The following is a 25,795-nucleotide window of genomic DNA, read 5'->3' on the forward strand; positions in this document are numbered from 1 at the left end:
ATTGTTAATATTGTTCCTTGATCCATTGGACGAATTGCTGGAAAGCATCGTCCTCTTTTTTTGGATGCAGGTAGGCGATGAGTGTGGGGCGAACTAATTCGCCGTTTGCGATATCGTAGGCGACCAATCTTCCGGTGGCTAGCTCTTGTTGTATGGTTCTTTCCGGAAGAATCGTGATCCCTAGCTGACGTTCGACCATTTTTTTAACAGCATTGAAGCTGTCCAATTCCATAATAATATTCGGAAAAACTCCTTGCTGCGCCAGATAACGGTCAATTCGTTGGCGATAAGGAGCGGTGTGATTCCCAAACACAATCATTTCCTCTGTCCCCCATGCCTGAAAGCCAGGAAACCCGCTTGCCCAAGGATGACTGGGCGCCATGACGAGCAGGAGTTGATCGCTGGGAAGGAATTCTTGGTGGATGTGCGGATGATACATTTCACTCCCGAGAAAGGCAATATCGGCCGTTCCGGTTAGCAGAGCACTGAGGGACTCCTCGTACAACGTAGAGCGGACGTAGCAGGTAAATCCCGGATGAGCGATACGATATTCTCCGATCAGTCGCGGGAGTTCATAGGCAACAAAAGCTTTTCCTGCGACGATGTTCATCGATTGGCGCTGTTCTTTCTCTTGGATAAAGGAGCGCATTTGCTCCACGATATTTGTGGCCACCGGTAGTAACCGACGCCCTTCGCCTGTAAGACTCACTCCTGAGGCAGTGCGAACAAAAAGCGCACTCCCAATCTGGCGCTCTAGCTGCTTCAATCGGTGTGTAAGTGTTGATTGCGCCAAAAATAACGCCTGTGCAGCGCGATTAATCGATCCATGACGAGCAATTGTCAAAAAAACCTCAAGACTTTCTCGATCCACTTTTAGTTGCCTCCTATTCAAATTCTCGATAACTAGTTATCTGTATTCTATAACAAGGATGACAAACATTGGAATATGATGTAGGCAGGAGGTGTTCCTGATGAAGAATGAGGAGATCAAACAAGCTGTTCAAGCGCAATTTGGAAAAAATGCAGAGCAATACGTGCAAAGCAAGACGCATGCAAAAGGCAGCGATCTGGAACTGATGGTGGAGTGGATGCAACCAGCAGAGAAGTGGCGGGCACTGGATATCGCCACAGGAGGTGGGCACGTAGCGAGGACATTGGCTCCACATGTGAGCTCGGTCGTCGCCACGGATTTGACTCGCCCGATGCTCATGGCGGCTGCTGCGGCCAATGATACAGCACTTGTCCATAATGTGATGTATGTTCAGGCAGATGCAGAATCTCTCCCGTTTCTGGATGAAGCATTTGAGATCGTCACATGCCGAATCGCGGCTCATCATTTTCCTGATCCGGCGGCTTTTGTTCGTGAGGTGAGCCGCGTGCTGACCCCTGGTGGGTTGTTCCTCTTCATCGACAACGTTTCGCCTGAGGAGTCGTCACTCTCAGCATTCATAAATGAAGTAGAGAAAACACGCGATCCCAGTCATGTTCGCTGTCTTTCCGTAAGTGAATGGCGGGCTTTGTTTGAAGCGAATGGCTTGACTCCGCAAAAGCAACAGGAACGCAAAAAAAGGTTTGAATTTCTACCATGGGTTCAGCGCACTTCCGAATCATCTGAACAGGAGGCGGACGTCGAAAAACTACTGCTGAACGCTACAGATGAACAAAAGGAATATCTAGGGTTGATCACAAAGGAAGGCAGAGTAATGACCCATCAGATTGACGAATGGATGGTTCTGTGCAAGAAAAGAGGAGGAAATGAAGACGATGACAACAAAACATGAATGGATTGGGCTTGATCATGTACAATTAGCAGCACCAGCAGGAGCGGAGGACGTAGCGCGCAAGTTTTTCGGTGAGCTTTTGGGAATGCCGGAGGTTCCAAAGCCAGCGAAGCTACTCGTTCGAGGTGGTGTATGGTTTCAATGTGGTGCTCAAATGATTCATATTGGCGTAGAGGAAGGATTCATTCCCGCGAAAAAAGCACATCCGGCGTTCCTTGTGCAAAACATTGGTTCGCTGATGGAGCATCTGCAAGCAAATGGGGTATCGTTTCGGATTGACGAAGAAATTCCTCACCTTATCCGCTTTTTCACAGAGGATCCATTTGGAAACCGACTGGAGTTCATGGAGGCGAAACGAGAATGACAATTGATTTTCACGCTGAGAAAAACCAGTTGAGCTATACTGGGAGAACCGCTGACGATTCGTGGAGTCAGACGATCCTGTCACTCGTCAATCCCTTGGGGAAAAACGTCGTGGACATCGGTTGTGGTGGTGGAATTTACAGCAAGGCTTGGTCTGGGCTAGGCGCTGCTACTGTCACGGGGGTTGACTTTTCCCAGGTGATGGTAGAAGCGGCGAGAGAGCAATGCGCTGACGATCCGAAGATTTCGTTTGCACAGGGGGATGCTCGTGCAACAGGCTTGCCGAGTCAGTGTGCGGATATTGTATTCGCTCGCGCTTTGATCCATCATTTCCCGGAGCAAGACTTGCAGATGTTTTTTAACGAAGTCATTAGGCTATTGGCACCGGGGGGAATTTGCTTAATTCAAGACCGGACGATGGACGATGTCAAAATGCCAGCCTCGCCGACTCATTTTCGCGGTTATTTCTTTACTCGATACCCGCGTTTACTAACGATAGAACAAACACGAAGACCGGATGATACAGCGGTGCAGAACATCATGAAGTTCGCGGGGCTTGAACAGGTGAACAAGACAACGCTGTGGGAGACAAGACGTGAATACCATAGCTGGTCTGAATTGGAAGCTGATCTGCTTTCTAGAAAAGGCCGCTCCATTCTGCATGAATTGACCGATGCGGAACTAAAGGACCTCGTTCACACCATCCATGATCATGTAGTCGGGCAAGAAAAATGGATGGAGCAAGATTGCTGGAGTATATGGATAGGCAGCGCAACATGTGGCACAATAAAAGGGGAATAATTGTGAAACTTTTTGTTCACAAATTTGGATATGCTTGTCTCATAATACGTGAAGCTATATAATGGAATTGCCATTGTATTCCGGTTTGCGTCATCATGGTGAAGGAGTTGTCGTTCATGAAAATCGTTTTATTTGACATCCTGATGTTTATTTTCACATTCTTTATTGCTTGGGGCTGTTTGAGTTCCATCAAAGCGAAAAACACATTTGCAATCTTATTTGGTTTTGTATCTTTGGTGGTTTTCCTGTTCGCAGATGGTTTGATCATTTACTACCTGGTCAAGGGTGCGTAGATTAAACTGAAAACGCTTCGCTTAAAAGAGGTTGTGCATTTGATGCACAGCTTCTTTTTTTTGTGAAAAACATCTCGATGTTTTTCATTAAACATGATGGGACCGCTGGCGGTCTGCAAAAAACGGTCTGACCGTTTTTTGCATGTAGGAAGGAAATATTTAGCATACTAAGGGCGGAGGTGGAAACGTGGGTAAACGAAAAGGTTCTGCAGCACATTCATACACGGCTGTCGTAGCAGCTGATCTGAAGACGAAGCAGCTGTGCAAACGTCTCCACTCCCGTCATATTGCCATCATTGATCATCCGGACGTTGATGAGATAGCAGCACAGTCCTTGCTGGAAAGAGGGGTAAAAGTCGTCCTCAACCTTTCGCCATTCATGACGGGGCAATACCCGGCTGAAGGGGCTCGCCAACTTTTAACAAACAGTGTCACACTCTATGAGGTCATGGATGTAGATAGGCGGGATTCGTTCATGGAATGGATCGAGGGCAAGTATGCAACGATACGTGAAGAAAATCTGTACATCCTAGTGGAAGAGAAGTGGGTCCATGTATGTAGGCTGCAGCAGGTGACCGTTCCCTCTATTTTGAACCGATGGCATGAAGCGCACGATAAGTTGGATGACACGCTCTCATCGTTTATTGACAATACACTTTTATACGCCAGCAAGGAAAAAGACCTATTTTTAAAACCACTTTGCCATGTGCGATTACATACAAAAATGGAACAGCGTCACGTCGTGGTCGTCGTTCGCGGGAAACATTACAGAGAGGATTTACTGACGCTATCTTCCTACATTCGGGAATATCGACCTGTTTTGATCGGAGTCGATGGCGGTGCAGATGCCCTCATGGAAGCAGGGTATCGTCCAGACCTGATTGTGGGAGATATGGACAGCGTCTCGGACAGGGCGCTCCAAAGCGGAGCGGAGATCGTCGTACATGCTTTTGTGGATGGGACAGCACCTGGAACGACTCGCGTAAAAGCACTCGGTTTGCCTTATCATGTCTTGCCAGCGCCTGGTACGAGCGAAGATGTGGCGATGCTGTTAGCGTACGAAGAGGAGGCTGAACTGATCGTCACGATCGGTGCCCATACAAATATGATTGATTTTCTGGAAAAAGGCCGCAAAGGTATGGCGAGCACGTTATTGGTCCGCACGAAAATCGGGACAAAGCTAATTGATGCCAAAGGAGTCAGTCATCTCTATCGGCCGAGCGAGTCGTGGAAGCTGTGGGGGTGGTGTATAGTCGCTATGCTTCTCCCTGTTTCAGCCGCGCTCGTCATTAACCCGATCGCCCGTCATGCTGTACAGATGATTTGGACACAGTGGCGGACTTGGACATTATGAACAACGCACTTTCATGGAGGTATACATGATACCCTTCCGCTATCATTTGATTTCACTGGCTGCCATATTTGTCGCCCTTGGGGTAGGTATCTTGTTAGGAGGGACGGCAGGCCATTCATGGATAACGCAAGGAACAAAAGGCATTCTTTCCAATATGGAAGCAAAGTACGATCACGCTCTCAAAAGCAACCATGAGTTACGGCAGCAAATGAATCGATTGCTCAAGGAAGTTGCGCGCAGCAACCAAGAAGTCGTCCAACTCATGAGCATACGTTATGTGGATGAACTTACAGGAAGCAAGGTGTATGTTTGGCAGGAGGATGGCAACGTTGCCGAACAGATTACGCAACTGATGCATTCAGTAGGCATGGAAGTGGTTTCGTATCGCGAGGGAAACAGTTGGGAAGATGGGGTGCTTTTGGTGGTAGCAAGGCAAGCCCCGCTTTGGCTACGGGAAAAACAGATGAATTCCTGGATACAGGTCGTAGAAGTGCCTGACTCTCCTGCAAAACAATGGGCACTTTTGGAGCAAGTGCAAAATAGATTGGCTGAGAGGAAGGGCTCGCGTGAAAAAAGTTAGCGTTGTCATCCCAGCGTTCAACGAACAGGCTTCTATCGGTGATACACTCCGTGCCATCCGTGAACGCTTTTTTTGTGATGAACTAATCGTCGTTGATGATGGCAGTAAAGATGAGACGGCACACATCGCAAGCAAGTGGGCGGATAGGGTGATTCGAGCGCCGCGCAATCAAGGGAAAGGGGCAGCTGTTCAATTGGGCTGGAAGTGCGCCAGTGGGGATGTGATCATGCTTCTCGACGGTGATTTGCGAGACAGCGCAGCAGAAGCCACACATTTGCTTACGCCGGTGCTACAAGATGTCTGTGATATGGCGGTAGCTGTTCTTCCACCTCCGACAGTGAAAGCAGGGCTCGGATTAGCAAAAGGCTTGGCCCATCATGGCATCCGGATGTTGACAGGTTTTGAAGCAAAAGCCCCTTTATCGGGACAACGCGCAATACGTCGAGAGCTTCTTAACCGATTGGGGAGCCAGGATAAGGGATTTGGCATAGAGGTGGGTCTCACTGTCGATGCTTTGCGGGCAGGGTATCGTGTAGCAGAGGTCCCTGTCTTTTTTTCGCACCGTGAAACGAAAAACGATTGGGCAGGCTTCTGTCATCGAGGGAAAGAGTTTGTCGCGATTAGCCGAACGCTATGCTGGAAATGGTGGGAGGGGCAGGAGTGGAAACGAAAATCATGATGCTCATCGCGGTCGTTTTTCCGCTGGTGCTTGACCGCCCGCTGCATAAAATCGGTGCGCAAAAGCTCAAAGCCCTGGGGATGAATCGATTCAATTACGATAGAGAGCTAGTACTGACAGCGGGGGGGCTCATCCTCGTATGTTCGAGCGCTATTACCGGGATCGTGCTGGTCGGAATCCTTTTGCTCAGAGGGACCAAAAGCGAGCTTCTCCTGCACGGCTTTTTATTTCTAACTGGTATGATCACAATGGCCTTTTGGGGATGGCGTGACGATCGCGCATCAGATCGGGATGCAAAAGGCTTTCGTGGACATTTCGGCGTGTTATGGCGAGAGAGGCGAATAACCAGTGGCATGTGGAAGCTGATAGGCGGGACAAGCACGGCTTTTTGTCTTTCCTTCTTTCTTTCGAACTCGTTGTGGGCAGGTATTGTTTCCTTTGGTTTACTTGCGCTCTCTCCCAATATCATTAACTTGTTTGATTTGCGGCCGGCACGGGCGATCAAAGTGTTTTGGGGCCTGACAGTACTAGCAGGGGCTTTTGGCATTTGGACAATAGGAGCCAGTACGGCGATGGCAAACTGGATTTTTTTGATGCCTATCTTCGTGGCGAGCATGCTCATGTTTCCCCATGACGCTGGCGGCAAAATCATGCTCGGAGACACAGGGTCGAATGCCTTGGGTTTTGCAACAGGCTTTTCCTTTGTCATCGGGACACCGATTTATGTACAGGCGAGTATGCTCGTGCTTTTCTTGTGTCTTCAGGTTGCGGCAGAATTTTGCTCGTTTTCCCGTGTCATTGAACAGGTTGGTTGGCTCCGACGACTCGATCAATGGGGGAGAGTTGCAGAAGCTGAAAATAAAGAAAACCAGACTGGCTCGTCCGGTTTGGTCTAGTCCTCGTCATCAGGTTCAGGAACCATGAAACGAGGCTGTACGCGATTTTTTTTGCGTTCGTGATGGAGAATAAATCCAGCAATAAACCATACAGGGATGGCGAAAGCCAGTATACCTAGAATGAGTTTTCCCCATAAAAATCCAACATCCGGAGAGGCAGAAAAGAAGAATGCGTCACGGATTAACTTGATTCCGTACATGGCGATTGCCGCCGGGATTACCATAATTAAGAGTGCAATGATTTTCTGAAAAACCAAGGGTTTTCACCCCTTTCTCGAATGCGTAAACGATTACAACAACTACAATACGCTCTTTTCATCATATCGGATGCGAACAGCCTTGTCCACCGTACCTGTTGCACACGAACGAGCGCACGTTAGGGAAGAACGCCTGTCCATCAACGGTTTGTTGGAGTACAATGGTAACGAGTAAGATCGTAAAGAGGTTGTTCAAAAAGTGAGGGGTCTCTCGCATGCACAAGCTGCTCATCGTTGGTGCGGGACGTGGTGGAACAGCACTCCTGCGGATGCTAAACCAGATGGACCGATTACAAGTCGTTGCTGTCGTCGATCAACGGCCGGACGCTCCAGGCATACTTCTGGCCCAATCATTGGGGATTCCCGTCGATCAAGATTATCGGCCATATTTGGATGAGGATCTGGATGTCATTTTAGAAGCTACAGGGGACCTGGGGGAGTATGAGCATCTCAGGCAATTAAAGAAAGATAAGACGGTGCTTATCCCAGGAACGTTTACGAGAATCGTCATGAAATTGATTCGGGAACGCGATAAGCTGATTGCCGTCTTGATGCAAAATCAGCGGGAGCGCGAAACGATGCTGAACTCCACACATGACGCGATTATCGGGGTCAATCGCCAAGGAATTATTACGTTGTTCAACAAAGCTGCAGAGCGATTGATGGGCATCGAGGCGAGTGAAGTGCTGGATACAAAAGTTTCGGAGCGTATACCGAACACTCGGTTACATATTGTATTAAAGACAGGCTCTCCCGAATTGAATCAGGAGCAAGTCTTGCCGAATCAGACGCGGATTATTACAAACCGCGTGCCCGTTCGCAATGATCGAGGAGAAGTTGTCGGAGCCGTTGCCATATTCCGTGATATCACAGAAATCATGGCGTTGGCAGAAGAAGTGACGGACCTGAAAGATTTGCAGAGTATGCTGCAAGCGATTATTCAATCATCGGACGAAGCGATATCAGTCGTTGACCAATACGGGAATGGACTTTTGATCAACAAGGCCTACACAAGGCTTACGGGCTTTTCGCAAGAGGACATCATCGGGAAACCAGCGACGGTAGACATTTCCGAAGGCGATAGCATGCACATGCAAGTCCTGAAAACGAAGAAGGCAGTGAGAGGCGTCCCTATGAAATTGGGACCAAAGCGTAAGGACGTCGTGGTCAATGTTGCACCTGTTGTGGTCGATGGGGAGCTGAAAGGCAGCGTTGGCGTCATTCACGATGTCTCCGAATTCAAGCGCCTGACAGAAGAGCTGGAGAGAGCTCGTCGTATCATTCGCAATTTGGAGGCAAAATATAGCTTTGCAGACATCATCGGTTATAGCGAGCCTATGCAGCAAGCGATTGAGCAAGCCAAAAAAGCGGCGTTAACACCAGCAACTGTTCTTCTTCGTGGGGAATCGGGAACGGGGAAAGAACTGTTTGCCCACGCCATACATAATGCAAGTGAACGAAAATACAACCAATTCATCCGGGTGAATTGTGCAGCGATCTCAGAGAGCCTGCTGGAGAGCGAGCTTTTTGGTTATGAGGAAGGCGCGTTTACAGGTGCGCGTCGAGGAGGCAAGCGGGGGCTGTTTGAGGAAGCGAGCGGTGGAACGATCTTTTTGGACGAGATCGGCGAGTTGTCCATGAGCATGCAGGTCATGCTTTTGCGCGTCCTGCAGGAGCGAGAGGTTGTGCGAGTCGGTGGAACGAAGCCGATCAACATCGATGTTCGCGTCATTGCGGCTACCCATGTGAATTTGGAGGCTGCGATTGGAGCGGGACGTTTCCGTGAAGACCTGTATTATCGTCTCCACGTCGTGCCGATTCATATTCCTCCACTCAGACAGCGCTTGGAAGATATTAAACCGGTTGCTATGCACTTGCTACGAAAAGCCAATCTGGAGTACGGAAGAAATGTAGAAGAGCTGCATGAAGAAACATTGCAGATGCTGCTGTCCTATCACTGGCCAGGCAATGTACGCGAGCTAGAGAATGTACTGGGCAGGGCGATGATTCATATGCGGATCAACGAGCGAATCATTATGCCGGAGCATTTACCCCCACTGGAAAGACGAATCGTTTCGACCAAAAAGGAAGAGGCCCAGTATGAGGGTTCCACTGGTACCACGTTAAAAGAAGCTGTGGAAAAGGCAGAACGTCAGCACATATTGCGGGAACTGGCAGCAGCCAAAGGCAATCGCACCCTTGCAGCCAAACGCCTCGGAATCGCAATTCGCAGTTTGTACTACAAGATGGAAAAATTGGGCATCATGGATGTGCAGGAAGAGTAATGAAGCAACCATGCAAAATGTTGCACGCAAATCTTTGCGCGTGTATGCAAAAAAATGCAGACTTGACGTCGGGACACTCATTCCGCGTTCTTGTAAATAAAGCGCTTTCATAAGTTTGATTTTATTGGCATGACTTTTGCATATACCTCTTGACGGGAAATTCTCCAAATGGAGCCCACTGTTACGCCAGCTTATCTAAGCGGAAAACGAAAGATACTAGGGAGGTTTCTTCAGTGAACATCTTTGACTACATGCAAAAGTACGATTACGAGCAATTGGTATTTTGCCAAGACGAAAATTCCGGTTTGAAAGCAATCATTTGCATTCATGATACGACATTAGGACCAGCACTCGGCGGTACGCGCATGTGGCCGTATAAAACAGAAGAAGAGGCGATTGTGGACGTACTGCGTCTCGGTCGTGGGATGACTTACAAAAACGCAGCAGCAGGACTGAACATCGGTGGTGGTAAAGCAGTCATCATCGGCGATCCGCGTGAGCATAAGAGCGAAGAACTGTTCCGTGCTTTCGGTCGCTATATTCAAGGGCTGAATGGCCGTTACATCACAGCTGAGGATGTAGGAACAACGGTAGCAGACATGGATATGATCCACTTGGAAACAGATTTCGTCACGGGTGTTTCTCCGGCATTCGGTTCCAGTGGCAACCCTTCCCCTGTTACAGCTTACGGTGTTTACCGTGGGATGAAAGCTTCTGCTAAATTGGCGTTTGGTTCCGACTCTCTCTCCGGACGAGTGATTGCTGTACAAGGTGTAGGAAACGTAGCGTACAATCTGTGCCGCCATCTGCATGAAGAAGGCGCGCATTTGATCGTAACGGATATCAATCAAGAAAACGTAGATCGCGCAGTGAACGATTTCGGTGCGAAAGCCGTAGGCGTTAACGAGATCTTTGGCGTAGAGTGCGATATCTTCTCTCCTTGCGCATTGGGTGCAATCATCAACGATGACACCATTCCACTCTTCAAAGCAAAAGTGATTGCAGGGGCAGCTAACAACCAGCTGAAAGAAGAAAGACACGGCGATCAAATTCACGAAATGGGTCTGATCTACGCACCTGACTACGTAATCAATGCTGGTGGTGTAATCAATGTGGCAGATGAGCTGCAAGGCTACAACCGCGAGCGTGCACTGAAAAAAGTAGAAACAATCTATGACAGCATCTTGAAAATTTACGAAATCGCTGAACGTGATGGCATGGCTTCCTACAAAGCTGCTGACCGCATGGCGGAAGAGCGCATTGCAAGTGTTGCTAGATCACGTAATACTTTCCTGCAAAACGGCAAGACTGTTTACAAGCGCTAATCTCGTTTCTTCTATATAGTTCATACTCCTGTCCGCTCTTCTAGGAGGGCGGTCAGGGATACATAAACCGTTTTCTTTGAATATTCATATTCTCGTAAATACGCAGGTTAGCTTTCCGAATGAAAGGAGAGATCGTGGTGTCTCAAGAGTTTGATTTAGTCGTCCTCGGGGGAGGTACCGGCGGTTATGTAGCGGCAATCCGCGCTTCCCAATTGGGAATGAAGGTAGCAATCGTGGAAAAAGAAAAGCTCGGTGGTACTTGCTTGCACCGTGGTTGCATCCCATCCAAAGCGCTATTGCGCAGTGCAGAAGTATTCTCCACCCTGAAGGAAGCTGACAAATACGGAGTCTCGGCAGGTACTGTAGGCTATGACTTCACAAAAATACAAGAGCGAAAGCAAGGCATTATCGACCAACTTCACAAAGGGATTCAGTACTTGATGAAAAAAGGCAGTATTACTGTCTTTGAAGGCTTTGGCAGAGTCATGGGGCCTTCCATTTTTTCTCCGCAGGCAGGTGCTGTGCGCATTGAAAAGGAGAACGGGGATCAAGAAATGATCGTTCCACGATACCTTTTGCTGGCAACAGGTTCTCGTCCACGCACACTTCCTGGTTTGGTCATTGACGGCTCATATGTGGTAACAAGCGATGAAGCGTTGCAGTGGGAGCAATTGCCTGCTTCTGTTGTCATCGTTGGTGGCGGTGTCATTGGGATTGAGTGGGCTTCCATGCTCAATGATTTCGGTGTAGAAGTAACTGTAGTGGAGTACGCCGACCGTATCTTGCCGTTTGAGGATGAAGAAGTGAGCAAGGAATTGGCTCGTCTGTTGAAAAAGCGGAAAGTCAACATCGTGACGGGAGCAAAGGTGCTGCCTGAATCGTTGGAAAAAGGGGAAGGCAAAGTCTCTATTCAGGCGGAAGTCAAGGATGGAGTCCAAACCTTTGAAGCCGAAAAGGTACTCGTATCAGTAGGACGCCAAGCGAATGTAGAAAACATCGGTTTGGAAGCAACAGAAATCAAAGTTGAGCGTGGCGTAGTTGTGGTTAATGAATTTTTCCAGACCGCAGAGTCTCATATTTATGCGATTGGTGACGTGATTGGCGGTCTGCAATTGGCGCACGTTGCTTCGCATGAAGGAATACTCGCGGTAGAGCACATGGCTGGACAAAACCCGCACCCGATGGATTACACCAAGGTTCCGAAATGTACGTATAGCCGACCTGAAGTCGCAAATGTCGGACTCACTGAAAAAGAAGCAAAAGAACAAGGCTACGATGTGAAAATCGGCAAGTTCAGCTTTAAGCCGCTGGGCAAAGCACTGATCCACGGTGAGAATGACGGCTTTGTGAAGTTGGTCGTTGATGCCAAGACCAATGATTTGTTAGGGGTTCACATGATCGGTACACATGTGACAGATATGATTTCCGAAGCGGGCTTGGCCCGTGTACTGGATGCGACTCCGTGGGAGATCGGTCAGACGATTCACCCGCATCCATCCTTATCAGAAGCAATCATGGAGGCAGCGCAGGCTGTCGACGGAAAAGCGATACACAATTAGCAAGGAGGGTATGTAACGATGACAACCAAGCGACATGAGCAAGTGGGATTGACCGATGCGCAAGTCCTTGACATGTATTATTACATGCTATTGGCCAGAAAAATTGACGAGCGCCAATGGCTGTTGAATCGTGCGGGCAAAGTACCGTTCGTGATTTCCTGCCAGGGTCAAGAAGCCGCTCAGGTAGGAGCAGCTTTTGCGATGGAAAAAGACAGAGACTTCTTGTGCCCTTACTATCGCGATCTTGGTCTGGTTCTGGTCTTTGGCCAAACAGCCCGTGATTGCATGCTGTCCGCTTTTGCGAAGGCAGAAGATCCGAATAGCGGTGGAAGACAGATGCCAGGTCACTTCGGTGGCAAGAAGTACAATATTTTGACGGGCTCAAGTCCTGTGACTACTCAAGTGCCACACGCAGTTGGTATGGCTTTGGCAGGTAGAATGAAGCAAAAAGATTTTGTTGTGTATGCATCGTTCGGAGAAGGCTCCAGCAACCAGGGGGACTTCCACGAAGGTGCGAACTTTGCGGGTGTCCACAAGCTTCCGGTTATCTTTTTCTGCGAAAACAACAAATACGCGATCTCTGTACCACTGAATAAGCAGTTGGCTTGTGAAAGTGTAGCAGACCGTGCGATCGGCTACGGCTTCCCTGGAATTAGTGTGGACGGAAACGATCCGATTGAAGTCTATCGCGTCATGAAAGAAGCGGTTGAGCGTGCTCGCAGTGGTCAAGGGCCAACGCTGATTGAAGCCGTTATGTATCGCCTTGTTCCGCACTCCAGTGACGATGACGATCGTGTGTATCGTACGAGAGAAGAAGTAGAAGAAGCGAAGAAAAAAGACCCGTTGATTGTTTTCGCTGCATATTTGAGAGAGATCGGACTTTTGGACGAACATAAGGAAGCGGATATGCTTGCCCGCGTACAGCTGGAAGTGGATGAAGCCACTGAATATGCAGAAAACGCGCCATATCCAACACCAGAATCGACAATGACATACGTATACGGGGAATAAGGGGGGATCCTTTATGGCAGTCATTTCTTTTATTGATGCAATTACTATGGCGATGCGTGAAGAAATGCGTCGCGATTCCAATGTGTTTATCCTCGGTGAAGACGTTGGCGTACGCGGTGGGGTTTTCCGTGCGACAAACGGGTTGATTGATGAGTTTGGCGAGGAGCGCGTGATTGATACGCCACTGGCTGAATCCGCTATTGTCGGTGTAGGAATTGGTGCGGCAGCTTACGGTATGCGTCCAATCGCGGAAATCCAGTTTGCAGACTTCATCATGCCAGCCGTGAACCAAATTGTCAGTGAGGCGGCGAAAATGCGCTATCGTTCGAACAACGACTGGCATTGCCCGATCACGATTCGTGCCCCATTCGGTGGCGGAGTTCACGGTGCACTGTACCATTCACAATCTGTGGAAGCGATGTTCACGAACACCCCTGGTTTGAAAGTAGTAGCACCTTCGACACCTTATGATGCAAAAGGTCTTCTAAAAGCAGCCATTCGCGATGAAGATCCGGTGCTCTTTTTCGAGCACAAGCGCTGCTATCGTTTGATCAAGGGCGAAGTGCCTGAGGACGACTATGTGTTGCCGATTGGTAAAGCGGACGTGAAGCGAGAGGGGACAGATATCACGGTCATCTCCTATGGCTTGACTCTGCACTTCTGCCTGCAAGCTGCGGAAAAGCTCGCTCAAGAAGGCATCAGCGCGCATGTTCTCGATTTGCGCACACTGTATCCGTTGGACAAAGAAGCGATTGTAGAAGCGGCTTCGAAGACAGGCAAAGTATTGATCGTACACGAGGACAACAAAGAAGGCGGCGTTGGCGGTGAGGTAGCTGCCATTGTAGCGGAGCATTGCTTGTTCGATTTGGATGCGCCGATTAAACGTCTTTGTGGTCCAGATGTACCGGCTATGCCATACAGCCCGCCGATGGAAAAATACTTTATGCTGAACCCGGAAAAAGTATTGGAAGCAATGCGCGAGCTGGCCAACTTTTAAGGCGAGGAGGACCAAAGATCATGGCAACGAAAGTACTTATGCCCCAGCTCGGAGAGAGCGTGACGGAGGGCACCATCAGCAAATGGTTGGTCAATGTAGGCGACACGGTCAAGAAATACGACTCGCTGGCTGAAGTGACGACGGATAAAGTAAACGCAGAGGTTCCTTCTACCGTTTCAGGACGCGTTACAGAGATCGTCGTGCCAGAAGGTGAGACAGTCGCTGTCGGCACCTTGATCCTATATATAGAAGAAAGTGGTGCGGAAGGTGGAGCTGCAGCCCCTGCTAGCACGCCGGAAACAACGGCTCCACAAGCGCCTGCAACCGAGCAGCCAAAGGCAGCTGCGCCGGCTGTATCCATTCACCAAGCACCAGTCATGGATGGACCAAAACAACGTTATTCACCTGCTGTAGTCATGCTCTCACAGCAACATGGCATTGATTTGTCCCGCGTTGTAGGGACTGGAGCAGGCGGTCGTATCACCCGCAAAGATGTCCAAGCGATTATCGACGCGGGCGGCCAAAAGCCAGCTGAGACAGTGAAAGAAACAGTCGCGCAGGCTCCCGTGGCAGCAGTCGAGCAACCTACTGTCGTTTCAACACCTGCACCGGCAGCAACAGCTTCGACTCCGGCTGTTTCCGTAGATATTCCGGTTGCAAGCGGTGATCAAGTTGTACCTGTAACGTCTATTCGTCGTACGATTGCAAACCGGATGGTACAGAGCAAGCATGAGGCTCCACATGCTTGGACGATGGTCGAAGTAGACGTGACCAATCTCGTGAACTTCCGCAATCAGGCAAAAGGCGAATTTGCGAAAAAAGAAGGGCTCAACCTCACATTCCTTCCGTTCTTTATCAAAGCGGTTGTAGAAGCGTTGAAAGAGTACCCGATGATCAATTCCACATGGGCACATGACAAAATCATCGTGAAAAAGGACATCAACATCTCCATCGCAGTAGCCACGGAAGATGCTCTCTATGTTCCTGTCATCAAGCATGCTGACCAAAAATCAATTTTGGGCATTGCTAAGGCAGTCGATGATCTCGCAGCACGCACTCGCGCAGGGAAATTGACGATGGATGACATGACAGGTGGAACCTTTACGGTTAACAACACAGGCTCCTTTGGCTCTGTTTTGTCCCAGCCGATTATCAATGCTCCGCAAGCTGCGATCCTGAGTGTCGAGTCCATTGTAAAACGCCCTGTCGTCATCAATGACATGATCGCAGTGCGTTCGATGGTCAATCTGTGCATGTCCTTGGATCATCGCGTGCTGGATGGTCTGATTTGTGGACGATTCCTGCAGAGCGTGAAGCAAAAGCTTGAGAATGTAGGACCGGATACCAAGCTGTATTAGGGTATCGAAAAACCAGGTCAAGTAAAGACCTGGTTTTTTTGATAAAAAAATCGCAAAAAAAATTTTTCCAAATCGATCATTAGGCATGTAACTTTTTCAGAGACATCATCGTCTTACCAAATGGAGCCAGTAAGTCTCATAAATGATCTAGAAGAGATTCCCACCAGATAGCATTTGTGGTAGACTGGTAGCGTCCTGCTAGAGAGATTTTCCAGATTAACGGTAATTATGGGAGGAAAAACATGGAGAAAAGTAAAAAAGCACTACCAATAGTGCTGGCATCAGCGCTGGCCGCTACACCTTTTGTTGCAGTACCGCAAGCATATGCTGTTGAAAAGTTGGATGTATCAGCTGACAACGATGGTGCCGGGAAAGAAAGTGACTATGATATTAAATTCACGCTAGAAGAAGACCTGGCGAGCGGAGATACCATCACGGTTAAATTCGACTCTGATTTCGATGTCGAAGACGATATCAGCAAGAAAGATATTGATGGCATAGATGTCAAAAAAGTTGAAGTGGATGACAATGAAGTAATCATCACGGTAGATGAGGATTTTGATGAAGGTAAAAAAATCTCATTTACCATTAAAAGCGGGATCACAAATCCTGATGATAAGGGTACATATGATGTAAGCGTAGAAACCGAAAATGAGAGCTCTGACACAGACGAAGTTGAGATCAAAAAAAGCAGCTCCAGCAGCAGTAGCAAGTCCAAAAACGATTACAGCGTAACGTTGAGCAGCAAAGCAGCAGGCGAAAAAGTAAGCCTCAAACTCGGCAAAATTTCTCTGAAAGGTAGCGATGAGCTGGAGACGAACTCCACCATTACCGTCACTTTCCCGGAGAAAGGCATGCTGCCTTCGAGCATTGATGAAGACGATGTAAAAGTAAACGGAACTACAGCGAAATCCGTAAGTATTAGTGGTAGCTCGGTAGATATCAAGATTCCGAGTGGAGCTGACTCAGATGATTACATTACGCTGGAATTTGACAAATCTGCTGGCATTGAGAATCCTAGCTCCGGCGACAAATATGTTTTCAAAGTGAAATACGATGGTACGACATATGAGTCTGATGAATTCGAAATTACGAAAAACGGCTCTAGCTCAAGCAGTGCTTCCGACAGCTTTACAGTTAATCTGTCTGATCCAGGTGCAGGAGCACGTACCAGCTACACGTTTGATGCTGACTTCGGCAGCAAAGAGTTGAAAGAAGATGGAGAATTGATTCTCGAATTCCCGTCCTCTGATATGGTACCGGGCATTGTGACAGCATCAGACTTCTTGCTCAATGGGAAATCAGCGAAGAAAGCAACTGCAATTGGGAACAGAATTGCTTTGGTTGCACCAACCGGCTTCAAAGCGACTAGCAAAGTGAAGGTTGAAGTTACCTACGGAGCTTGGATTTCGAATCCTAAATCGGCTGGCAGTTACACGTTGAAGGCTACTGTTTCCGGAAGAACCCTGGAATCCAAATCCTTCAGCATCGGTGGCTCTTCGGTGAACCCGACGCCGACCAACCCAACAACTTCAGTACCTGTACCAAATACAGGAATCAACAACAGCACCGCAACAATCGCATTGACGCAAAATGCAATTGGCAAGCAGACGGGTTTGAATGTCGCAATCAAAGGATTGGGTGTCGGCCTGCAAAAGCAACGCGATTTCATCGAGATCGTATTCCCGGTAGGCTACAAGGTACCGGCTTACATCGCGCCAGCTAACATCTCTGTGAATGGTGTAGGTGCGAATTTCGTTGCAGTTCGTGGACAAAACGTTCTGATTTATCCGTCTCAGGATATTCCTGCGGCAACTAACGCAAATATCGTGATCAATCCAGCGGCGAACATCGTAAACCCTGCTGTGAAAAACACATATAGCATCAGCGTATTTACTTCCGAAGAAAGAGGTTTGCTGTTTGCGCGTGCTGTTGGTGTAGGGATGGCTTCCCCGGCTCAACAAAAGCCTGTAACACCAACGCCACAACAACCGCAACAACCATCGACTACTATTCCAGCGAACTCGGCTTCCTTTAAAGTAAATACAGCAAACTTCACCCTGCATGGCAAAACGTATCCTCTCTCTGTAGCTCCTTACATTGATGGAAATACGACCATGGTTCCAGCCCAATTCTTTAAAGAAGCACTGGCACTGACTACGCAATGGAACAATACAAGTGTTGCTGTTATCAGTGGAACCAAAGTTGTGAAATTTACAGTTGGGTCGAAAACAGCAAAAGTAGGCAAAACGGATATCCAATTGCCAACACCTGTTGTCCTCAAAAACGGCATGCCTATGATTCCAATCCGTACCGTTACGGATAATCTTGGTTACAAAGTCGGCTGGGATGCGAAAACTTCCAGCGTATATGTTTACAAATAAAAACGAAACGAAAAACCCCTTTCCGCTTTTTGGTCGGAAAGGGGTTTTTAATCGTTTATCATCACTCGTTTATTGAAAGTAAAAAAACGTGGGAACGATGAGTGAGAGTATTAGAATGCCGATCAGGATTTTTGCAAAGAGCGATTGGTGTCTCATTCTAATCAAACCTCCTTTCAAGGTAGAGGAAATTATCAGGTGATTCTGTAAGTGGCTGTGCTAGAATGAAGAAAAGGATATCATTGGCTTTCTTTTTTCGCCCATGCTGAAATTGTACCGAAATGTAGCCAATGAGACAACCACTTACAAAAGGATGATGATTCGTGAGCGCACCGAAAAAAATTGCCCATATCGGCATTGCGGTAAAAAGCTTGGAAAAAACGCTTCCCTTTTATACCGAGCAATTGGGATTGGAGTTGGTTGGAACCGAAATCGTAGAGAGCGAACAAGTACAAGTGGCATTTTTAAAGATCGGGGAAAGTCATATTGAATTACTCGAACCGCTGAGTGATGAGAGCCCGATAGCAAAATTTATGGAAAAACGCGGAGAAGGCATTCATCACATTGCTTTTGATGTAGATGACGTTGCGGGTCGTCTAGTCACATTAAAAGAGCAAGGTGTACCTCTAATACACGAGGTTCCAAAAGCGGGTGCGCACGATGCGTTGATTGGATTTTTGCATCCAAAGGCAGCGAATGGCGTTTTGTATGAGCTCTGCCAATATCCGAAAGAATCATAGGCGTGTACGTAGTAGAAAAAAATTTTTTGCGGTATACTGGAACTTGTGAATATGTACCAAAATCGGGCAGTACGATCAGGAGGTAACGAGTGTGAGTACGATCAACCAAGAGCGTTTGTTAAATGAATTTTTAGAGCTCGTCCAAATTGACAGTGAAACGAAGAACGAAGCAGAGATCAACAAGGTGCTCAAAGAAAAACTGATTGCGATGGGCTTTACCGTAGAAGAGGATGACGCAGCAGCGAAAACCGGACACGGTGCCAACAATCTGATCGCAACCTTGGAGGGAACTGGAAAAGGCCCAGTCATTCTGTTTAGCAGTCATATGGATACGGTTGTACCAGGAAACGGAATCAAGCCACAAATTCGCGATGGCTATATTTATTCCGATGGAACGACAATCCTCGGTGCGGATGACAAAGCTGGAATCGCGGCGATCTTTGAAGGCATTCGCAGCATGAAAGAGCAAAACTTGCCACATCCAACGATCCAAGTCGTATTGACTGTGGGAGAAGAGTCAGGACTGGTAGGCTCCCGCGCAATGGATTCCAGCCTGCTGAAAGCAGAAATGGGCTTCATCCTCGATTCGGAAGGTCCGGTTGGGAAAATTACAGTAGCTGGTGCTGGACAATATCGCATCGTAACCAAAATCCACGGCAAAGCAGCGCATGCAGGTGTGAATCCAGAGGATGGCATCAGTGCTATAACGGTTGCTAGTAAAGCAATTTCCCGCATGCCACTGGGCCGTATCGATGCAGACACAACTGCAAACATCGGTCGTTTTGAAGGCGGAAAAGCGTACAATATCGTAACGGATTATGTGGAAATTTGGTCCGAGGCTCGCAGCTTGGTTATGGACAAGCTGGAAGCTCAAGTGAAGAAAATGACCACAGCATTTGAAGAAGTGGCAGCCGAGATGGGTGCGACTTGCGAAAATGACGTTATCTTTATGTACCACGGCTACAAATTCAATGAAGAAACGCCTGTTGTACAAAAAGCGATTGCAGCGGTTAAACGTGTTGAGCGCAATCCTGAGCTGGTTGCAAGCGGAGGCGGAAGCGACGGTAACGTATTTAACGGCTACAACGTACCAAGCGTAAACTTTGCCATCGGCTATGAAGAAATCCATACAAAAAACGAGCGCATGCCAATCGCTGAACTGAACAAAGCGGCTGAACTGGTGCTTGCTGTTATTGCAGAAGTACAAGAGTAACCAAAAGAAGGTCGGAATCTCCTTGCGAGGGGTTCCGGCCTTTTTGTTCGTTCGCTTACTCGTTTGCATGATTGAGACAACCCCTGTTCATCATAGACTGAATAGAAAGCTCGGGGACGAGGCAGAAAGGAAAGGGGGAAGCTGGGTGCTCCGTTTGGCGGTAGGTACGGTCCAAAAAGTTCTGGAGAAGCAAACAGGGATGCAAAAACTCGAAGTCCGGATAGAATCGGTTGCTGGATACAAAATGGAGAGAGTGCTGTCTTTTATGCAGGAGGATTATAAAAGTGGCGATTTACTTTTGATCAATACAACTGCTGTTCGCCTTGAATTGGGGACAGGCGGGTATCACTTTGTCGTAGGTAAGGTTACCCATCTAGAGGAAACCGATGTCCTTCCGAATGAGTGGGGGCATGTCATGAAAATGCGCTATTCGCCATGGCAGCTCGCGGTTGATTCGGTAGAAGAACAGACCAGCCCATACCACCCTTTGTTTGTGCAAGAAGATTTATCATTGGAAGGTACCCCAGTTTTGATCGGCGAGCTGCACAGTCTTCTACCTGTTGCGGTCCTTTCTTTGCATAAAAAAAATCCAAATGCCCGTATCGTATATGTCATGCCAGACGGCGCATCTTTGCCGATTGCCTTGAGCCAGCACGTCCATCAATTAAAAGCAAACGGAAGCTTGGCTGCGACAGTGACGACAGGTCATGCGTGGGGCGGAGATCGCGAGTCGTTGACGATTCATAGTGGCTTGTTGGCAGCACGCCATGTAGAGCATGCCGATATCATTGTTTGTATGCTGGGACCTGGGGTAGCAGGTACGGGTACACCTTATGGCTTCTCGGGTATTCAATTAGCGGAGGTCATTCATGCCGTATCCACTCTCGGAGGAACACCCTTTTTTATTCCACGAATCAGCTTTGGGGACCCACGTACCAGACATTACGGTGTCAGTCATCATACTGTATCGATATTAAACAGATTTGCTCTCTGTCCTGCCCTAGTTACAATCCCGATTTTCGGGGATGAAAGAGATGAAGTCCTTTCAGGGCAAATGAAAATAATAGAAGTTGCAAGGAAGCATATTTTCATAAAGGGAAAAGTCCCAGACACTTCAGACCTGGCAGCACTGGAAAAGGGGTATGGCTTGTCCTTTTCTACGATGGGGAGAAATTGGGAAGAGGACCCTGCTCCTTTTCAGACGGCATGGATGGCTGCCGATTTTGTAGAAAACAGTATGGGTTACATCGTCCAAACCGTTAACGGCGCCCAGCATTCGCCCGCTTCATTAGGTACTCTTGAAGCGTTAGGTCTTTATTTGACCAGGAACGAAGTGCAGCCTTGATCTCCCAAGCTTTCCCGACCATACGAAATTGCTTTTCGCTAACATATGTTTTCATTCACGATCTCCTCCGATACAATAAGGTGGACAAGCTCTATGCTCCCAACTTATGGAGGGAAACGACGATTTAGAACGACTTCATGAAAAAGGATGATGACGACAGTGAGTAAATATGATCACTTATATGAAAAAACCATTTCCAGTCAACCGATTTATGACGGAAGAATTATTAAGGTCAAGGTAGATGAGGTGCTTTTGCCCAATGGCAACACAGCCAAGCGAGAAATCGTGAATCATCAAGGAGCGGTTGCCGTATTGCCGATAACAGATGATAACAAAATGGTTTTGGTTCGACAGTTTCGCAAGCCATTGGAGCGTACGATCGTGGAAATCCCGGCAGGAAAGCTGGAGCCAGGTGAAGAGCCGCTTGAATGTGCAATGCGCGAGCTGGAGGAAGAGACGGGCTACGTTGCGACTCAGTACACACCGCTCAGCTCTTTTTACACATCGCCAGGCTTCGCGGATGAAATTTTACATGTTTTTGTGGCCACTGGTTTGAAAAAAGGGGAAAGCAAGCCGGACGAGGATGAGTTCGTTGATGTGCTGGAAGTGACACTAGAAGAGGCGCATGCTCTGCATCAAAGTGGAGAAATTCGTGATGCCAAGACAGTTGTGGCATTGTTTGTGTGGGAAAACAAAATGCTTCGTGAGCGTGGCTAGCACCATGCTTTCTTCCTATTTTTGCGACATGCATATTCACATCGGCGGTACGTGGACGGGTAAACCTGTGAAAATAACGGCTTCTCGCCAAATGACTCTCACCAAAATTTTGGAGGAAGCCTCAGAGAAAAAAGGGATGGATGTCATCGGGATCATCGATGCACATTCGCCAGAGGTTCAGGATGAGCTGGTAGATCTCTTGGAGAAAGGATTAGCGACTGAACTTGAGGATGGAGGAATTTCCTACAAAGATACCTTGCTAATCTTGGGGTGCGAAGTAGAAATCAAGGAGCCAGGGCGTGGTGCAGCTCATTTTCTCGTTTATTTGCCGAAGCTGCAAGAAATGAAGCAATTTACCGCGTGGCTGTCTGAACGCTGCAAAAATGTGCAATTAAGCTCTCAGCGTATCTACACATCACTGAGGGAATTGCAAGCCTGTATCGATCAATTGCAGGGCCTCTTGATTCCAGCACATATTTTTACGCCGCATAAAGGGTTGTATGGGAGCTGTACGGATTCGATGGCCGAAGTACTTGATCCTTCGCTTATCTATGCGGTCGAGCTGGGATTGAGTGCGAATACCCTCATGGCAGACCGCATATCCGAAATTCATGACAAAACCTTTCTCACAAACTCAGATGCCCATTCTCTCGCAAAGATAGGCCGGGAATATCAAGCGATGTATATGCAAGAGCGTTCCTTCGCAGAGTGGGTGAAAGCAATTAAGCGCATCGGTGGCAGAGGGGTTCACATGAACTACGGTCTGCACCCCGAGCTTGGCAAATATCATCAGACGGCTTGCCAAGGATGCCAGTCTTTATTAGCGGCGGATGCCTCGGGCAAATGTCCGGAATGCGGCTTCCAACGAATTGTGCGAGGGGTTGCAGCGCGAATTGATCAGCTGGCGGATGTAGAGGCCGGCCAGCATCCGGCATTTCGTCCTCCTTATACCGAGCAAATCCCGTTGGAATTCATTCCGGGAATCGGTCCGAAATTGTTGGACAAGCTGTATCGGTCGTTTGGAACACAGATGAATGTTTTGCATCGTGTGAATGAAGAAGAGCTCACCCATGTTGTCGGAGAGAAAATCGCTTCGCTTATCGTACAAGCACGAGAGGGAAAGCTCTCTGTCCAAAAGGGCGGCGCCGGTACCTACGGAAAGATCGTCCCGATGTAGGTTGTCATAGAGGAGAACTCGTCCGCATAAGCTGTACAGTAATCAGCCAAGCGGGAGGCGACGAAGCGTGCGTTCACGAGTCGGACAAACTATCCAATCCTATGCGAGAGAACATCAGTCACTCTACTGGTTCACGATCGTCCTGTTTACGATGGGCATTATTTTCGGAGCCGTCCTCGTCAATTCACTGCCATTATCACAGAAGCAGGAGCTGTACGGTTTTCTGCAATATTTTTTCAACAGTCTTGGCAGTGATGGAATCCCGGAGACCAGTGCCCATTTTCAGCAGGCGTTTGGTCATTATGCCAAGACTATAGCAATCATGTGGGTGCTAGGGCTATCCATCATTGGGTTGCCTATGATTTTGTTGATGCTCTTCTTAAAAGGAGTCGTGGTTGGTTTCACCGTCGGTTTTTTGGTGAGTCAACTCCAATGGCAAGGCGTAACATTTGCCATGGTGGGTGTTCTCCCACAAAATTTATTAGTCGTCCCTGCCCTTTTTATTGTAGGCGTCAGCGGAATTTCGTTTTCTCTTCGACTCATAAGGACGAGAGTGCTGAGCAAAAGAGATGTCATCATGCCGCATTTTATGGGCTATACCGTTCTTGTTCTTAGCATGCTGGCGGTATTGACGATTGCAGCCTTGTTTGAAACCTTCATTTCCCCTAGGCTGATGCAGCTTGTACTTAATTAAGAATAATTCTCAGGTAAGAACTTATGCATTTGACTTATTCGATGCCCCTCTACTATAATAGGAACAGGTTTCATGCGAGCGGGGAGGGGCATTAATGTTGGAAGAAAAATTAGAGAAAATTAAGCAGCAGTTGCATTCACAAAACTACAAGCTGACACCACAGCGTGAAGCCACTGTTCGCGTGTTGTTGGAGAATGAAGAAGATCACTTGAGCGCGGAAGATGTTTACTTGTTGGTGAAGGATAAAGCACCGGAAATCGGGCTTGCTACCGTATACAGGACATTAGAGCTGTTGAGCGAACTGAAGATCCTTCATAAAATGAACTTTGGCGATGGCGTAGCTCGTTACGATCTTCGTGATGATAATGCTGCCTATCACCATCATCACCTCATTTGCCTCAATTGTGGTACGGTGGATGAAATTTTTGAAGATCTGCTTGTCACAGCAGAAGAAAAAGTCAAGAATGTTTACAACTTTTATATTACCGACCACCGATTGACCTTCTACGGGATCTGCAATCGTTGTGTAGATAAAGTGAACGTGGAGGACTTCAAATAAAGTCGACTTCTCTGGGAACGGAGAAGTTTTTCTTTTTTCCTTGGGAGCTTTTGTAATGGCAGACCTATTCCTGTGGAATCCTAAAAGAGGATCGATTCGAATGGAGCAAGGGACAAGTGCATATAAATGAAAGAAAGTCTGTAAGGAGGCTCACGGATGAAGGTCTCTTATCGCCGCTTGATGGAGGGTCTTCGTTTCTTGCTTCTTTTCATTACCTGCACCTTGCTCTCCTACGGCATCATTACCTTGCTGGCGGACAAATTTCTCCCGGCAAACCCATATCATGAACCTCATGGGAATGCGGTGAAGGTAGTAAAAGTCATCAATACCTCTCAGGCACAGGATTTTGACGGTTATGTCGCACGACTTCAGCTCTTTTATTTAACGGGAGAGTAATGCAAGTTTTAGTTTTTTATCTGGAGAAGCAGGAGTTTCTTTTTCTTTGTGGAAAGCAATACAAGATACTTATCAGCTGAAGGGGACAGCTTCATGGACAGTCTGATTGATCAGTTTATTCATTTCCTGACTGTGGAAAAAGGGTTATCGAGAAATACCCTGGAATCCTATCAAAGGGATATGGTGGCCTTTACCTCGTACTTACAGGAGCAAGGTGTTGCTCGAATAGAGGATTCTACTCGGACGCACATCATTGGTTACTTGCTTGTTTTACGGGAAAAAGGACGTGCTACAGCAACGCTTTCTCGCAATATGGCATCGATACGAGCGTTTTATCAGTTTCTCATTCGGGATAAATACATAGATAAAGATCCATCCATTCATCTGGAAACACCGAAGATCGAGAAACGCTTGCCGAAAGTGCTCTCTGTTGAGGAAGTGGAACGTCTTTTGGAAAGTCCTCCTGTCAATCATCCTGCCGGGCTGCGGGACAAGGCGATGCTTGAGCTTTTATATGCGACAGGCATTCGTGTCTCGGAGTTAGTCAATCTGGATAGTGCTGATGTGAATCTGGATATGGGTTTTGTCAAATGCTTGGGAAAAGGATCAAAAGAGCGAATTATACCGTTAGGCTCGGTTGCCATTCAAATGGTTCGCCACTATTTGCAGGCAGGGCGCCCCAAGCTGGTAAAAGGAACTGGCGATACTGCATTATTTCTGAATCACTTGGGCAAACAAATTACACGGCAAGGTTTTTGGAAAATTATTAAACGATATGCCCAAAAATCAAACATCCGTGCAGAGATTACACCCCATACGCTTCGCCATTCTTTTGCCACTCACTTACTGGAAAATGGAGCCGATTTGCGCTCTGTTCAAGAGATGCTTGGGCATGCTGATATTTCAACCACCCAGATTTACACACATGTGACCAGAACGCGGATTAAGGACATCTATGCCAAGACGCATCCGCGAGCATGAGTATGAAAAAACGATCGACTCCGCCTGATTGTCGGGCGGAGAAAAATTTTCTG

26 protein-coding genes and 1 pseudogene are annotated in these 25,795 nt (G+C 47.8%); 24 read left to right on the top strand and 3 right to left on the bottom strand.

Going from position 1 to position 25,795, the window contains the following annotated elements; all coding sequences use genetic code 11:
- Positions 1-4: 4 nt before the first annotated feature.
- Positions 5-871, bottom strand: coding sequence for a LysR family transcriptional regulator (locus ACKKE8_RS13280; RefSeq protein ID WP_409178556.1), 867 nt, complete (start codon positions 869-871; stop codon positions 5-7).
- Positions 872-971: 100 nt separating this feature from the next.
- Between ACKKE8_RS13280 and ACKKE8_RS13285 the strand changes: the two genes are divergently transcribed.
- The 8 genes from ACKKE8_RS13285 (at position 972) to ACKKE8_RS13320 (ending at position 6,747) form a co-directional block, all read left to right on the top strand.
- Positions 972-1,781, top strand: coding sequence for a class I SAM-dependent methyltransferase (locus tag ACKKE8_RS13285; protein WP_409178557.1), 810 nt, complete (start codon positions 972-974; stop codon positions 1,779-1,781).
- Positions 1,765-2,145 (top strand): VOC family protein, encoded by a 381-nt coding sequence (locus ACKKE8_RS13290; RefSeq protein WP_409178558.1) that lies wholly within the window; start codon positions 1,765-1,767, stop codon positions 2,143-2,145. Before ACKKE8_RS13285 ends, ACKKE8_RS13290 begins: the two co-directional genes overlap by 17 nt.
- A complete protein-coding gene (locus ACKKE8_RS13295) occupies positions 2,142-2,945 on the top strand; it encodes a class I SAM-dependent methyltransferase (protein WP_409178559.1) in 804 nt (267 codons plus the stop codon). The genes ACKKE8_RS13290 and ACKKE8_RS13295 overlap by 4 nt, the downstream gene beginning before the upstream one ends.
- A gap of 116 nt (positions 2,946-3,061) precedes the next feature.
- Positions 3,062-3,238: a DUF2759 family protein gene (locus ACKKE8_RS13300; RefSeq protein WP_007720823.1), complete on the top strand. Its 177-nt coding sequence runs from the start codon at positions 3,062-3,064 to the stop codon at positions 3,236-3,238.
- Between the two features lie 187 nt (positions 3,239-3,425).
- The gene (gene steA / locus ACKKE8_RS13305) at positions 3,426-4,592 is read left to right on the top strand and encodes a putative cytokinetic ring protein SteA (RefSeq protein WP_409178560.1); all 1,167 of its coding nucleotides are present in this window, start codon (positions 3,426-3,428) and stop codon (positions 4,590-4,592) included.
- A gap of 25 nt (positions 4,593-4,617) precedes the next feature.
- A complete protein-coding gene (locus ACKKE8_RS13310; RefSeq protein WP_409178561.1) occupies positions 4,618-5,172 on the top strand; it encodes a copper transporter in 555 nt (184 codons plus the stop codon).
- Positions 5,159-5,851: a glycosyltransferase family 2 protein gene (locus ACKKE8_RS13315; protein WP_409178562.1), complete on the top strand. Its 693-nt coding sequence runs from the start codon at positions 5,159-5,161 to the stop codon at positions 5,849-5,851. The genes ACKKE8_RS13310 and ACKKE8_RS13315 overlap by 14 nt, the downstream gene beginning before the upstream one ends.
- Positions 5,833-6,747, top strand: a complete 915-nt coding sequence (locus ACKKE8_RS13320) for a UDP-N-acetylmuramyl pentapeptide phosphotransferase (RefSeq protein WP_409178563.1) — start codon at positions 5,833-5,835, stop codon at positions 6,745-6,747. Before ACKKE8_RS13315 ends, ACKKE8_RS13320 begins: the two co-directional genes overlap by 19 nt.
- Here the strand turns inward: ACKKE8_RS13320 and ACKKE8_RS13325 are convergent.
- Complete coding sequence (locus ACKKE8_RS13325; protein ID WP_409178564.1) at positions 6,744-7,004, bottom strand: DUF2627 domain-containing protein; 261 nt, start codon at positions 7,002-7,004, stop codon at positions 6,744-6,746. The genes ACKKE8_RS13320 and ACKKE8_RS13325 overlap by 4 nt on opposite strands.
- A 215-nt stretch (positions 7,005-7,219) precedes the next feature.
- On the opposite strand from ACKKE8_RS13325, the gene ACKKE8_RS13330 reads away from it, so the two are divergent.
- From ACKKE8_RS13330 to ACKKE8_RS13375, 10 genes are all read left to right on the top strand, one after another.
- Complete coding sequence (locus ACKKE8_RS13330; protein ID WP_409178565.1) at positions 7,220-9,289, top strand: sigma 54-interacting transcriptional regulator; 2,070 nt, start codon at positions 7,220-7,222, stop codon at positions 9,287-9,289.
- Between the two features lie 233 nt (positions 9,290-9,522).
- Positions 9,523-10,614: a Glu/Leu/Phe/Val dehydrogenase dimerization domain-containing protein gene (locus tag ACKKE8_RS13335; protein WP_409178566.1), complete on the top strand. Its 1,092-nt coding sequence runs from the start codon at positions 9,523-9,525 to the stop codon at positions 10,612-10,614.
- Positions 10,615-10,751: 137 nt separating this feature from the next.
- Positions 10,752-12,173, top strand: coding sequence for a dihydrolipoyl dehydrogenase (gene lpdA, locus ACKKE8_RS13340; protein WP_409178567.1), 1,422 nt, complete (start codon positions 10,752-10,754; stop codon positions 12,171-12,173).
- 18 nt (positions 12,174-12,191) lie between these two features.
- Positions 12,192-13,184 carry a thiamine pyrophosphate-dependent dehydrogenase E1 component subunit alpha gene (locus ACKKE8_RS13345; protein ID WP_137029415.1) on the top strand — a complete coding sequence of 331 codons (993 nt, stop codon included), beginning with the start codon at positions 12,192-12,194 and terminating at the stop codon, positions 13,182-13,184.
- 13 nt (positions 13,185-13,197) lie between these two features.
- Positions 13,198-14,181: an alpha-ketoacid dehydrogenase subunit beta gene (locus ACKKE8_RS13350; protein WP_017248037.1), complete on the top strand. Its 984-nt coding sequence runs from the start codon at positions 13,198-13,200 to the stop codon at positions 14,179-14,181.
- A gap of 20 nt (positions 14,182-14,201) precedes the next feature.
- Positions 14,202-15,539 (top strand): dihydrolipoamide acetyltransferase family protein, encoded by a 1,338-nt coding sequence (locus ACKKE8_RS13355; protein WP_409178568.1) that lies wholly within the window; start codon positions 14,202-14,204, stop codon positions 15,537-15,539.
- Positions 15,540-15,781: 242 nt separating this feature from the next.
- Positions 15,782-17,923, top strand: coding sequence for a copper amine oxidase N-terminal domain-containing protein (locus tag ACKKE8_RS13360; RefSeq protein ID WP_409178569.1), 2,142 nt, complete (start codon positions 15,782-15,784; stop codon positions 17,921-17,923).
- A 320-nt stretch (positions 17,924-18,243) separates the two neighbouring features.
- Complete coding sequence (gene mce / locus ACKKE8_RS13365) at positions 18,244-18,660, top strand: methylmalonyl-CoA epimerase (RefSeq protein WP_142065105.1); 417 nt, start codon at positions 18,244-18,246, stop codon at positions 18,658-18,660.
- Positions 18,661-18,751: 91 nt separating this feature from the next.
- Entirely contained in the window at positions 18,752-19,873 is a 1,122-nt protein-coding gene (locus tag ACKKE8_RS13370; protein WP_409178570.1) for a M20/M25/M40 family metallo-hydrolase, read from the top strand.
- A 145-nt stretch (positions 19,874-20,018) separates the two neighbouring features.
- Positions 20,019-21,218: a DUF3866 family protein gene (locus tag ACKKE8_RS13375; RefSeq protein ID WP_409179114.1), complete on the top strand. Its 1,200-nt coding sequence runs from the start codon at positions 20,019-20,021 to the stop codon at positions 21,216-21,218.
- Here the strand turns inward: ACKKE8_RS13375 and mciZ are convergent.
- A pseudogene (mciZ, locus tag ACKKE8_RS13380) lies at positions 21,217-21,273 on the bottom strand (Z-ring formation inhibitor MciZ); the annotation flags it as partial. The gene ACKKE8_RS13375 and the pseudogene mciZ sit on opposite strands and share 2 nt — an antisense overlap.
- A 104-nt stretch (positions 21,274-21,377) precedes the next feature.
- On the opposite strand from mciZ, the gene ACKKE8_RS13385 reads away from it, so the two are divergent.
- From ACKKE8_RS13385 to xerD, 6 genes are all read left to right on the top strand, one after another.
- Positions 21,378-21,935, top strand: a complete 558-nt coding sequence (locus ACKKE8_RS13385; protein ID WP_409178571.1) for an NUDIX domain-containing protein — start codon at positions 21,378-21,380, stop codon at positions 21,933-21,935.
- 4 nt (positions 21,936-21,939) lie between these two features.
- Positions 21,940-23,112, top strand: a complete 1,173-nt coding sequence (locus tag ACKKE8_RS13390) for an endonuclease Q family protein (RefSeq protein ID WP_409179115.1) — start codon at positions 21,940-21,942, stop codon at positions 23,110-23,112.
- Between the two features lie 67 nt (positions 23,113-23,179).
- Positions 23,180-23,806, top strand: coding sequence for a stage II sporulation protein M (gene spoIIM, locus ACKKE8_RS13395; RefSeq protein WP_016739960.1), 627 nt, complete (start codon positions 23,180-23,182; stop codon positions 23,804-23,806).
- Positions 23,807-23,900: 94 nt separating this feature from the next.
- Positions 23,901-24,365: a Fur family transcriptional regulator gene (locus ACKKE8_RS13400; RefSeq protein ID WP_007720739.1), complete on the top strand. Its 465-nt coding sequence runs from the start codon at positions 23,901-23,903 to the stop codon at positions 24,363-24,365.
- Between the two features lie 156 nt (positions 24,366-24,521).
- Entirely contained in the window at positions 24,522-24,761 is a 240-nt protein-coding gene (locus ACKKE8_RS13405) for a YqzK family protein (RefSeq protein WP_047068892.1), read from the top strand.
- A 93-nt stretch (positions 24,762-24,854) separates the two neighbouring features.
- A complete protein-coding gene (xerD, locus tag ACKKE8_RS13410) occupies positions 24,855-25,742 on the top strand; it encodes a site-specific tyrosine recombinase XerD (protein ID WP_047068893.1) in 888 nt (295 codons plus the stop codon).
- The last annotated feature ends 53 nt before the right edge of the window (positions 25,743-25,795 follow it).

This window comes from Brevibacillus fortis (assembly GCF_046196545.1).
GTDB classification, from domain to species: domain Bacteria; phylum Bacillota; class Bacilli; order Brevibacillales; family Brevibacillaceae; genus Brevibacillus; species Brevibacillus fortis_A.

Bases quoted from the DNA above. Each gene is read 5' to 3' on its own strand.
- ACKKE8_RS13285 (WP_409178557.1), top strand. From the start codon at position 972: ATGAAGAATGAGGAGATCAAACAAGCTGTTCAAGCGCAATTTGGAAAA.
- ACKKE8_RS13290 (WP_409178558.1), top strand. From the start codon at position 1,765: ATGACAACAAAACATGAATGGATTGGGCTTGATCATGTACAATTAGCA.
- ACKKE8_RS13295 (WP_409178559.1), top strand. From the start codon at position 2,142: ATGACAATTGATTTTCACGCTGAGAAAAACCAGTTGAGCTATACTGGG.
- ACKKE8_RS13300 (WP_007720823.1), top strand. From the start codon at position 3,062: ATGAAAATCGTTTTATTTGACATCCTGATGTTTATTTTCACATTCTTT.
- ACKKE8_RS13310 (WP_409178561.1), top strand. From the start codon at position 4,618: ATGATACCCTTCCGCTATCATTTGATTTCACTGGCTGCCATATTTGTC.
- ACKKE8_RS13330 (WP_409178565.1), top strand. From the start codon at position 7,220: ATGCACAAGCTGCTCATCGTTGGTGCGGGACGTGGTGGAACAGCACTC.
- ACKKE8_RS13345 (WP_137029415.1), top strand. From the start codon at position 12,192: ATGACAACCAAGCGACATGAGCAAGTGGGATTGACCGATGCGCAAGTC.
- ACKKE8_RS13350 (WP_017248037.1), top strand. From the start codon at position 13,198: ATGGCAGTCATTTCTTTTATTGATGCAATTACTATGGCGATGCGTGAA.
- ACKKE8_RS13355 (WP_409178568.1), top strand. From the start codon at position 14,202: ATGGCAACGAAAGTACTTATGCCCCAGCTCGGAGAGAGCGTGACGGAG.
- ACKKE8_RS13360 (WP_409178569.1), top strand. From the start codon at position 15,782: ATGGAGAAAAGTAAAAAAGCACTACCAATAGTGCTGGCATCAGCGCTG.
- ACKKE8_RS13390 (WP_409179115.1), top strand. From the start codon at position 21,940: ATGCTTTCTTCCTATTTTTGCGACATGCATATTCACATCGGCGGTACG.
- ACKKE8_RS13400 (WP_007720739.1), top strand. From the start codon at position 23,901: ATGTTGGAAGAAAAATTAGAGAAAATTAAGCAGCAGTTGCATTCACAA.
- ACKKE8_RS13405 (WP_047068892.1), top strand. From the start codon at position 24,522: ATGAAGGTCTCTTATCGCCGCTTGATGGAGGGTCTTCGTTTCTTGCTT.
- xerD (WP_047068893.1), top strand. From the start codon at position 24,855: ATGGACAGTCTGATTGATCAGTTTATTCATTTCCTGACTGTGGAAAAA.